This is a genomic window from Streptomyces sp. TP-A0356 (assembly GCF_001417775.1).
Lineage (GTDB): Bacteria > Actinomycetota > Actinomycetes > Streptomycetales > Streptomycetaceae > Streptomyces.
In genome coordinates this window covers 562429-572798 of the sequence record NZ_BBZJ01000014.1, presented here as the reverse complement: position 1 = coordinate 572798, position 10370 = coordinate 562429, and the positions used below count along the sequence as shown (strand labels likewise).

Genomic DNA, 10370 nt, shown 5'->3' with positions numbered 1-10370 from the left:
GAGAGAGAGCCCCAACTCCGGGTGAAACACCCGTGAGTTGGGGCTCTTTCGCGTTCACCGTACGGCCATGGCCACGTCAGTGCATTGTGGGGGGCACGTCACCCACCGGGGCCAGCGTCGTTGTCCATGGTCCTCACTCGCACAGCGCGCACACAGCGCGGCAGCAATGGACGCAGCAGGAACAGACGTCTAGCCGTCTCCATGATCGCCAGTACCGCCGTGCTGGCCACCGGAGCCGCCGTGGCCCTCGCCGCCGGGGGCGGCGCACAGAGCACCGCGGGACCGAAGGGCGACGGAACCGCCATCACCCCCGTCGGCTACAAGGTCACTCCCGCCGGGAAGCAGGCCGAGCTCGGCGACCTGCCCCTCAACACCGTTCTCTCGCCCGACAAGAGCATGCTCCTGGTGAGCAACGCCGGTCAGGGCACCCAGTCCCTCCAGGTGGTCGACGCCAAGGACTCGAAGGTCGTACAGACCATCTCGTATCCGAGCCCGCAGGCCATCTTCACGGGCCTCGCCTTCAGCCCCGACGGCAAGCGCGCCTATGCCAGTGGCGGCGGGCGCGAGATCATCCACACGTATGACGTGCAGGGCGGGCGACTCACCGAGGCTGCCCCCATCAAGCTGCCCACCAAGAACCCGCAGGGCCAGGCCGTGAACATGTATCCGGCCGGGATCGCGGTGACGCCCGACGGGAAGCGGCTCGTGGTCGCCGACCGGCTCGGCGAAGCCGCGACCGTGGTGAATCTGGCCGACGGGTCCATGGCGACCGTCGGGGTCGGGCATGCCCCGTACGCCGTCGCCCTCACCGACGGCGGGAAGACCGCCTATGTCACCAACCAGGGCGGCAACACCGTCAGCGTCCTCGACATCAGCGGGTCGGCGCCCGTCCAGCGGGCCGCCATCAAGGTCGGCACCCACCCCAACGCCATCATCGCCGACCCGGCACAGAAGACCCTGTACGTCGCCAACGGCGACAGCGACCAGGTGAGCGTCATCGACAACGCCAAGCGCGCCGTCACGCGGACCATCGGCCTGGCGCCGTACCGGCACGCGCCCGTCGGCAGCAACCCCGACGCCCTCGCGCTCTCCGAGGACGGCCGCCGGCTGTACGTCGCGAACTCCGGCAACAACGACATCGCCGTCGTCAGCCTGAAGAGCGGCAGCACGGACGGCTTCATCCCCACCGCCTGGTACCCGACCTCCGTCATCGCCCACGGCGGCAAGCTCTACGTCACCAACGCCAAGGGGCTCGGCGCCGGACCCAACAACGGCCCCGGCCACCCCGACCCCACCTCCACCGCGCCCCAGTCGCCCGACCAGTACTCGGGCTCGATGATCAAGGGCACGCTGTCGACCATCGGCCTCGGCGGCGGGGACCGGCAGCTGCGCCGGTGGACGCGGACCGTGATCGCCAACAACGGCTTCGAGCAGGGGGACGGCCCCAGGGCGACCGGAGCGGTCGTGCCGCGTCGGATCGGCGAGAAGTCGCCGATCAAGCACGTCATCTACGTCGTCAAGGAGAACCGGACCTACGACCAGGAGTTCGGCTCCCTCGGCAAGGGCAACGGAGACGCCTCGCTCAACCTCTTCGGTAACGACTCCGCGCCCAACGCCCGCGCGCTGCAGCGCCAGTTCGTCACGCTCGACAACTTCTACGCCGACGCGGAGGTGAGCGCGCAGGGCTGGAACTGGACCGTCGCGGCCAACTCCAACCCGTACGCCGAGCAGGGCTGGCCCGCCAACTACTCCGGGCGCAACCACTCGTACCCCTCCGAGAACAACGACCCGGCGATCGCGCCCAACAAGGACCCGGAGCACGCGTACATCTGGCAGCGGCTCGCGGACAAGGGCATCAGCTTCCGGAACTACGGGTTCTACGGGTATGCGGACGCGACCGGGAAGACCGTGGCGGACGACTCCGTGCTGAACGCCCGGACCGACCACGCGTTCGGCCCCTTCAACATGGCCTGCCCCGATTCCGCGAACACCTTCCCCGCCCGCGCCGCCGGCTGTGGCAGCCCGCGGATCGAGGAGTGGAAGAAGGAGTTCGCGCAATACGAGAAGGGCGGGAACCTGCCCGCCCTTGAGATGGTGCGGCTGCCCAACGACCACACCTCCGGGACCAAGAGCGGTCTGCCCACCCCGAAGGCGTATGTCGCCGACAACGACTGGGCGCTCGGTCAGCTCGTCGACGCCGTATCGCACTCGAAGTACTGGAACTCGACAGCGATCTTCGTGACCGAGGACGACGCGCAGAACGGGCCCGACCACGTGGATGCGCACCGGACGATCTCCCAGGTCATCAGCCCGTACACGCGCACCGGCCGGGTCGACTCGACGTTCTACTCGACCGCGTCGATGCTGCGGACCATCGAGCTGCTGCTCGGCGTGTCCCCGATGACGCAGTTCGACGCGTACTCCACCCCGATGGTCAACTCCTTCACGGCGCGGCCGAACGGGGCCGCGTACGACGCCATCAAGCCGTCCACCGATCTGGCCGCCGTGAACACGGCCAACTCGCCGATGTCGGGTGTCTCCGCGAAGCAGAACCTGACCAAGGAGGACCAGATCGACGAGCGCACCTTCAACGAGGCGATCTGGAAGAGCGTCCGCGGGGCGCAGTCCACGATGCCGGCGCCGAAGCACGACCTGTACGAGGCCGCCGCGCCGAGCGGCCGGGCGAAGACGTCGGACAGCGACGGCTGACCCTGACCGACCACAATCGGGTGCGGCCCCGCGAACCGGGGCCGCACCTGTCGTGTTGCGGCTGTCGTGGTCCGGCTGTCGTGATCCGGCCGCTGTCGTTCCGGCCGCGCGAAATGGGGGCGCACCCGCCGCGTGCGGCGGTTACCGTGGCCGCATGTCTCACCTGATCCGTTCCATACGCCCCGACGAGTGGCCCGTGGTGAAGGAACTGCGGCTCACCGCGCTCCGGGATCCCCTGGCGCACCTGGCCTTCCTGGAGACCTACGAGGACGCCGTCGCCAAGCCCGACTCCTTCTGGCAGGAGCGGGCGGCGAGGGCCGCCGAGGGGGCGGCAGGGGCTCAGCAGATCATCGCCGAGGCCCCGGACGGCACCTGGGTGGGCACCCTGACCGTGCTGCTCGAGGAGGCCGGGACGAAGGACTGGGCCGGGTTTCCGGTGGAGCGGAAGCAGGGCCATGTCGTCGGGGTGTTCGTACGCCCCGAGCACCGCGGAAGCGGGCTGACCCGGTCGCTGTTCGATGCCGGCCTGGAGTGGGCGTGGGGGCACGGGGCCGAGCGGGTGCGGCTCATCGTGCACGAGGACAACGGGCGGGCCAGGGCTCTGTACCGCAAGGTGGGCTTCGTGGAGAGCGGGGTCACGGTACCCTTGGCCGAGGACTCGGGCGCGTCCGAACTGGAGATGGTGATCGAGCGGGAACCGCAGCCGCTACACCGGTAGTTCGTACTGCGGCCAGCGTGCCCGGGCCTGTTCGCGGGAGCGGAGCAAGGCCAGGGTGGGCAGGCCGCGATCCGCTCCGGTGGACAGGAGCTGCGGAAGCTGGGGGAGGGGAGCCACGGCCGCCACGTCGTCCAGCACGAGGGTGAGTGGTGGGTCGAGGCGACCGGAGGATGACCGTTCGGCCATGCGCCGGCCGCGCTCGACCACGCTGGAGGCGAGGGCCGTCAGCAGGGGCATCGCGCCGGGGTGCTGCCTGGGATCCTCGATGGATTCGCCTACTACATAGAGTGTGCCCCCTTCGTTCACGAAGGAATCCAAGGCGATGCTGTCATTTCGGTTGGGTGTGCATGCCTCGCGGATATGGACCGTGAAGAGGGAGGACAGGGCGCGCGCGGTCAACTCCTGGGCCATGTCCCTGCGCTCGGCGTGCGAGGTGAGCGCGGACTCCAGTTCACCGGCCGCGCCGGACGAGGCCTTGGTGCTCGTCCGCAGGGCCCGTACGGCCTCCTGGACCTGGGTGCCCTGGGCCCAGCGGTGGATGTGGCGGATGGTGCGGCCCTCTATGGCGGCCGCGTGCAGATAGCTTCGCAGGAGCGTCTCCGCCACATCGGCGACCGCCTGGTCGATACGGGCCGTGGGGCGGACCGGGGCGAGCAGTGCCAGGGCGCGCGCCGCGGCCGTGGCCTTGTCCTCGCAGCCGACGACCGGGGACCAGTGCAGCCGGGCCGGGGTGTCGCACAGGTGGGAGGGGTCGTAGAGCAGTACGGGACCGAGCTTGCTGCGGGCGTCCTTGGTCTCGGACCACAGGGCGGGGCTGGAGGTGACGACGAGTGCGGGCCCCTCGGCGTCCCGTACGGCCTGGGCGGCCAGGGGGTGGCGGGTCTCGGGGCCGCCGAGGACGACGGAGGCGGACGCCCGGGCGCCGGAGCGCGCAGCGGTGACACCGGTCTGTTCCACGCCGGCGCGGGTCCCCCGGGGGGTGCCCGCGAGTTCGCCGGGGGCCGCGGGAGCACGGGGGTGCGGCGCCGGCGGCCACGGCGGCTCGGCGGCCGTCGCGTACTCCGTCCCTCCGGGGCCGGGGCCGGGGGCAGGAACCGGGACGGAGGCGACGTCCGAGAACAGCGCGGCGGTCTGCTGCGCCGACGCGCCCACGATCGGGGCCGGTGAGCCAGGAGCCGAGGTCGCCGAGCTCCCGGCCGTGGCAGGCACACCGGCGGACCGGGCAGGCGAGCCCGTGGCCGGGGCGGACGAGACCGCGGCCGGGCCGCCAGGGGTGCTCGGGGCCCAGTCGGCAGTGTCCGCGGCCGGGCCGGCTGCGGCCTTGGCCGTTGTCGCCTTGCGGCGTGCTCGTACCGCCTTCCAGCGGGCCATCGTGCCCATGACGAACACGGTCAGGACGAACAGCACCATCAGTTCGCCTATGAACAGGCCCCAGAACAACCCGTACCCCGACAGCTGGTCCGCCGAGGCGTCCGGCCACGCGCCCGCGATGTCGTGCGGCCGGACGACCAGATGGCGTATGGCCACCGGCGTCCGGCTGAACCGGACATCGTGCGGCCAGGTGCCCCGCGCGAACCAGCCCGAGAGGCCCGTGGCCGTCCACACCATCAGCGTCACACCGAGCAGGAAGACGAGCACGCCCACCAACAGGCCGTCGGGGATGCCTCCCTGGCCGGCCCGCCGCTCCTTGCCTGCACTCATCGGGACCCCATGTCTACGCCACCGTGGACTCGGACGAGCCGTCCAGGTCGCTCAGCCGCTGTTCCATGAATGCCGACGCGCGCTCCTCCGCCTCCCGTTCCGCGGCGCGCAGCGCGTCGTCCGCCGGGTCGCTCGCCGACTCCGTCATCGCGCGGTCGGTGAAGACGAGCGGTCGCTCCATCTCCGTGACCAGGTGTTTGACCACCTGCACATTGCCGTTGACGTCCCAGACCGCGATGCCGGGCGTCAGCGTCGGGATGATCTCCACGGCCCACCTCGGCAGACCGAGCACCCGGCCGGTCGCCCGTGCCTCGTCCGCCTTTTGGGCATAAATGGTCCTGGTGGACGCCATCTTGAGGATCGCGGCCGCCTCCTTCGCCGCCGCGCCGTCCACCACGTCGCTCAGGTGGTGCACGACCGCCACGAAGGACAGACCGAGCCGTCGGCCGAACTTCAGCAGCCGCTGGAACAGCTGGGCCACGAAGGGGCTGTTGATGATGTGCCAGGCCTCCTCGACCAGGAAGATGCGCTTCTTCCGGTCGGGGCGGATCCAGGTGTGCTCCAGCCACACGCCGACGATCGCCATCAGGATCGGCATGGCGATGGAGTTGCGGTCGATGTGGGACAGGTCGAAGACGATGAGGGGAGCGTCCAGATCGATCCCCACCGTCGTGGGACCGTCGAACATGCCCCGCAGGTCACCGTCGACCAGGCGGTCCAGGACCAGCGCCACGTCCAGGCCCCAGGCCCGTACGTCGTCCAGGGCGACGTTCATCGCCTCCGCGGAGTCCGGTTCGGGGTGCCGCAGCTGCTCGACGATGTCGGTGAGCACCGGCTGGCGCTCGACGATCGTCTCGTTGACGTACGCGTGGGCGACCTTCAGCGCGAAACCGGAGCGCTCGTCAAGGCCGTGGCCCATCGCGACCTCGATGATCGTGCGCAGCAGCGCTAGCTGACCCGTCGTCGTGATGGCCGGGTCGAGCGGGTTGAGCCGGATGCCGTGGTCCAGTGCGGCGGTCGGGTCGAGCCGGATGGGTGTTATCCCCAGCTCCTGCGCGATGAGGTTCCACTCGCCGACCCCGTCCTCGCCCTGGGCGTCGAGGACCACGACCTGCCGGTCGCGGAACCGCAACTGGCGCAGGACGTACGTCTTCTCCAGCGCCGACTTGCCGTTGCCGGACTCGCCGAGCACGAGCCAGTGGGGAGCCGGGAGCTGTTGGCCGTACAGCTGGAAGGGGTCGTAGATGTAGCCCTTTCCGGAGTAGACCTCGCGGCCGATGATCACACCGGAGTCGCCCAGGCCCGGCGCGGCCGTCGGCAGGTAGACGGCCTGGGCCTGGCCCGTGGACGTGCGGACGGGCAGCCGGGTCGTCTCGACCTTTCCGAAGAGGAAGGACGTGAAGGCGTCGGTCAGGACGGACAGCGGATCCCGCATCAGGTCCTTACCTCCGAATGCCGGTGGCGAAGGGGAGTGTGTTCACGAAGGCCCGGTGGTGTTCGCGGTCGCACCACTCCAGTTTCAGATACGACTTGCCGGCCGAGGCGCGGATCGTGCGCTTGTCGCGGGCCAGCGCCTCGGGGGAGCGGGCGGAGACGGTGATGTAGCCGACCAGGTTGACGCCCGCGGCGCCGCTCGCGAGGTCCTCGCCGCGCTGGTCGAGACGGGAGTGGGCGGCGATGTCGCGGGGGTCGACGGTGCGGTTCATCTTGGCGGCGCGGCTGGCCTCGGCCTCGTCGTTGGTCTTCTCGGTCAGCATGCGCTCGATGGCGACCTCGGTGGGTTCGAGGTCCATGGTGACGGCGACCGTGCGGATGACGTCCGGGGTGTGGACGAGCAGCGGCGCGAGGAAGTTCACGCCGACCGGTGTCATCGGCCACTCCCTGACCCATGCGGTGGCGTGGCACCAGGGTGCGCGCGTCGACGACTCGCGGGTCTTCGCCTGGAGGTAGGTGGGCTCCATGGCGTCGAGCTCGGCGGGCCAGGCGTTCCGCTTGGTCATGGCCTGGATGTGGTCGATGGGATGGTCGGGGTCGTACATGGAGTGGATGAGGGAGGCGAGCCTCCCCTGCCCGAGCGGCTGCCGTACGCGGATGTCGGCTTCCTGCAGCCGGGAGCAGATGTCGGTCAGCTCGCGCGCCATGACGACCGCGAGGCCCGCGTCCCGGTCGACCTTCTTGCCGCCCTGCGGCCGCGCGGCGCGCGCCATGGCCTGCGCCTCGGCGGCCAGTTCGCGGGTGTAGTGCATACAGGCGACGAGGTAGGCGCGGTGCTGCTCGCTGCTCGTGGACACCATGGACTGGAGCTGGTCGTAGGACCGCCGCAGCCAGTCCGGGGAGCGGTCGTCGCCGCGCTGAGCGACGTCCTTGGCGTGTGCGTCCGGGTCGGCGGGCAGGGTGCGGGCCAGCATCTGGAGGCGGGTGACGAAGCCGTCGCCGTTCGCCACGTGCTTGAGGAGGGTGCCGAAGCGGTCGACGAGGGCCTCCTGGTCCTCGCTGTCGCGCAGGCCCACACCGGGGCCCTCGATCTCGATGGCGGCGGTGACGGTCCGCCGGTCGGCATGCAGCAGTACGGCGATCTCGTCGGGCCCGAAGGGTGCGGCGAGCCAGGTGATGCGCCCGATCCCCGGGGGCGGGCCGATCTCGACCTCACGGCCGTCGAGCCGGGTGCCGGCCTCCATGACCCCCGACCGGTACTTCGTGCCCTGCCGCAGGGTCCGCTTGTAACTTCGGTTGATCTCGAACCACCGGTAGAAGGTGCGGTGCTTGTACGGGACGTAGACGGCGGCCAGCGCGATCAGCGGGAAGCCCATCAGCAGCACGATGCGCAGGGAGAGGACGGGGACGAGGAGCCCGCACATCATGCCGAGGAACGCGCCCGCGATGATCAGGGCGATCTCGCCGGTCTCGCGGTTGCGGCCGACGATGGCGTTCGGCCGGGCGCGGCCGATCAGATATGTCCGGCGGGGCGTGACCGCATGGGACACGTGGGACTCGGTCGTCAACGCCCTTCACCTCCTGGGCGGTTGGTGCTGCTGTTGCGGGTGCTGCTGGCGTGGGGGGTGTTGGTCGGGCTGGTGCGCGGCGGGGGTGCGGAGGCGATGGGTCCGCTGCCGCCCGGCGTCCGGGTGCTGTGCGCGGCCACACCGCCGGAGGCGGGGTTCGCGGGGCGGGGCGGCTGGTTGCCGGAGCCTGCGCCGCCGTTGCTGTCGGCGCGGGCGCTGTGGGTCTTGATGCCCTGGGCGACGAGGGTCGCCGGGGAGCTGATGACGGCCGCGGCCTTGCCTTCGGCGCCCTGCATGATGCGGTTGCTGCGGGAGGCGGCGATCTCGTCGCCGAAACCGGGGACGAAACGGTAGATCATCGCGCTCGCGAAGATGGCGAGCAGGATGATGGCGAGTCCGGAGACGACGGCGGAGAAGGAGTCGGGGCCGTTGGCGGAGGAGAGCGCGCCGGCGAGCCCGAGGACGATGACGATGACGGGCTTGACGAGGATGACGGCGATCATGACTCCGGCCCAGCGCCGGACGTGGCCCCAGAGGTTCTTGTCGACGAGCCCCGCGTAGACGACGGTGCCGAGGAGGGCGCCTACGTAGAGCAGGGCGGCGCGGATGACGAGTTCCAGCCACAGGACGCCGGCGGCGAGGATCGACACCAGGGACACGACGATCAGCATGATCGGGCCGCCGCCGATGTTCTCGCCCTTGCTTATCGCGCCGGAGAACGTGCCGAAGAAGGTGTTCGTCTGGTCGCCGGTGGTCTTGGCGAGGACGTCGGTGACGCCGTCGGTGGCCGATACGACGGTGTAGAGGATCAGCGGGGTGAAGGCCGAGGCGAGGACGGTCAGCCAGAGGAAGCCGATGGCCTCGGAGAGGGCGGTGCCCAGGGGGACACCGCGGACGGCCCTCTTCGCGACGGCGAGCAGCCAGAGGAGGAGGGTGAGGATGGTCGACGCGGCGAAGACGACGGCGTACTGCTGGAGGAACTTGGGGTTGGTGAAGTCGACGTTCGCGGTCTCCTTCACGGCGGCGGACAACTTGTCGATGGTCCAGGAGGCGGCGTTGGCGCAGCCCTTGGCGAGGGAGGAGAGGGGGTCGAGGGGGGTATCGGTGAAGGGGCCCGTGCCGCCACCTCCGGGGGAGGAGTTGCCCTTCTCGCAGTACTGCTTGGCCGGGCCGGTGATCAGCGAGCAGGGGTCGCTCGAGGGCGAGGGCGACGGGCTGGGGGCCGCGTAGGCGCGGGAGGCCAGCAGCACGGCCGCGGTCTGTGCGGCCGCCACGACGCCGGTGAGCCTGAGCGCGCGGTGCGGGTTAGCGGGCATACGTGAACCCTCCGTATTCCTCGACCGCCTTGCTGATCTCGTCCGACCCGGAGACCGGGTTGTCTCCGCTGACGGGGGTCGGTCCGTCCTTCTGGCTGGTCTCCGTGACCTTCCAGCCGTCCCGGGTCCAGTTCAGCGTCACCGTCCAGGTGAACCAGCTGCTGGTCACGGGGTTGGTGGAGCTCTGGCCCGTGAGCCCGGACAGGCCGTTGCACCAGACCTGGACGGTCGCCGCCGCGGGGCCGTACGACGTCACCTTGGTGCCGACCGGCAGGGTGCGGTAGACGAAGGTGCTGCCGGAAGGCGCGCCGCCGGCATCGTTGAGGCCGATCTTCTTCATCAGGCCGGGCGAGTAGTCGGCGTCGAACCCGGACTGCAGGCGGTTCAGCGCGTTGGGGTCGGCCACCGTCTGGACGATCTCGTGCCGTCTTGCGGTGTTGAACATACCGTCGGATCCCAGAGCGACGGCGAAGTTCGCCGCCGCCGACTGCGCCCCCTGTTGGTCATGTGCGAACCCCGTCGGAATCCCGCCCGCGTTCGACCGCACCGGGCGGGTGCCGGAGGCCGACGTGGGGGCCGCGTCGGTTCTGGTGCCGTCGGCTGACGAGGAGCCCCCGCCCCCGCGGTTGGCGAAGGCGATGGCCGCGATCAGGAGGACGACCACCCCGACGACCGTGACCAGGCTCCGCGACGAGGACCGGCCCCGCCGGGCGCCGCCGTACACGTCGGCGCCCCGGTCGGGCAGCCGCGTCCGGGTCTGTCCTACACCGCCGTACTCTCCCTCGCCCCCGCCGGAGGCACCGTCACCGAGACTCACGTCGTGCACGCCCCCTCCACCTGATAGCCATGCCGCACCTCGGGTCGGACCATGTAGAAGTACGACGGTAGCCGTGCTGGCTCCCGTGCGGGCGCGGTGTGGTGACT

The 10370-nt window shown here is 70.5% G+C and carries 7 protein-coding genes; 2 read left to right on the top strand and 5 right to left on the bottom strand.

Going from position 1 to position 10370, the window contains the following annotated elements; translation table 11 throughout:
- The first annotated feature begins 201 nt into the window (after positions 1-201).
- Complete coding sequence (locus ASC56_RS08535) at positions 202-2709, top strand: bifunctional YncE family protein/alkaline phosphatase family protein (RefSeq protein ID WP_079102368.1); 2508 nt, start codon at positions 202-204, stop codon at positions 2707-2709.
- A 154-nt stretch (positions 2710-2863) separates the two neighbouring features.
- Positions 2864-3427, top strand: a complete 564-nt coding sequence (locus ASC56_RS08530) for a GNAT family N-acetyltransferase (protein WP_107309204.1) — start codon at positions 2864-2866, stop codon at positions 3425-3427.
- Here the strand turns inward: ASC56_RS08530 and ASC56_RS08525 are convergent.
- The 5 genes from ASC56_RS08525 to ASC56_RS08505 are packed head-to-tail and all read right to left on the bottom strand — an operon-like array spanning position 3416 to position 10263.
- Positions 3416-5128, bottom strand: a complete 1713-nt coding sequence (locus ASC56_RS08525) for a type IV secretory system conjugative DNA transfer family protein (RefSeq protein ID WP_055490615.1) — start codon at positions 5126-5128, stop codon at positions 3416-3418. The two genes, ASC56_RS08530 and ASC56_RS08525, sit on opposite strands and share 12 nt — an antisense overlap.
- A gap of 13 nt (positions 5129-5141) precedes the next feature.
- Entirely contained in the window at positions 5142-6563 is a 1422-nt protein-coding gene (locus tag ASC56_RS08520; RefSeq protein WP_055490614.1) for an ATP-binding protein, read from the bottom strand.
- Between the two features lie 7 nt (positions 6564-6570).
- Positions 6571-8130 carry an SCO6880 family protein gene (locus ASC56_RS08515; protein WP_055490613.1) on the bottom strand — a complete coding sequence of 520 codons (1560 nt, stop codon included), beginning with the start codon at positions 8128-8130 and terminating at the stop codon, positions 6571-6573.
- Positions 8127-9446 (bottom strand): hypothetical protein, encoded by a 1320-nt coding sequence (locus ASC56_RS08510; RefSeq protein ID WP_055490612.1) that lies wholly within the window; start codon positions 9444-9446, stop codon positions 8127-8129. Before ASC56_RS08510 ends, ASC56_RS08515 begins: the two co-directional genes overlap by 4 nt.
- On the bottom strand, positions 9436-10263 hold the full coding sequence (locus tag ASC56_RS08505) for a hypothetical protein (protein WP_055490665.1): 828 nt from the start codon (positions 10261-10263) through the stop codon (positions 9436-9438). The genes ASC56_RS08510 and ASC56_RS08505 overlap by 11 nt, the downstream gene beginning before the upstream one ends.
- Positions 10264-10370 lie beyond the last annotated feature (107 nt).

What these genes read in the sequence shown, in the direction of transcription:
- ASC56_RS08535 (WP_079102368.1), top strand. Translation starts at nt 202, where the DNA reads ATGATCGCCAGTACCGCCGTGCTGGCCACCGGAGCCGCCGTGGCCCTC.
- ASC56_RS08530 (WP_107309204.1), top strand. Translation starts at nt 2,864, where the DNA reads ATGTCTCACCTGATCCGTTCCATACGCCCCGACGAGTGGCCCGTGGTG.
- ASC56_RS08525 (WP_055490615.1), bottom strand. Translation starts at nt 5,128, where the DNA reads ATGAGTGCAGGCAAGGAGCGGCGGGCCGGCCAGGGAGGCATCCCCGAC.
- ASC56_RS08520 (WP_055490614.1), bottom strand. Translation starts at nt 6,563, where the DNA reads ATGCGGGATCCGCTGTCCGTCCTGACCGACGCCTTCACGTCCTTCCTC.
- ASC56_RS08510 (WP_055490612.1), bottom strand. Translation starts at nt 9,446, where the DNA reads ATGCCCGCTAACCCGCACCGCGCGCTCAGGCTCACCGGCGTCGTGGCG.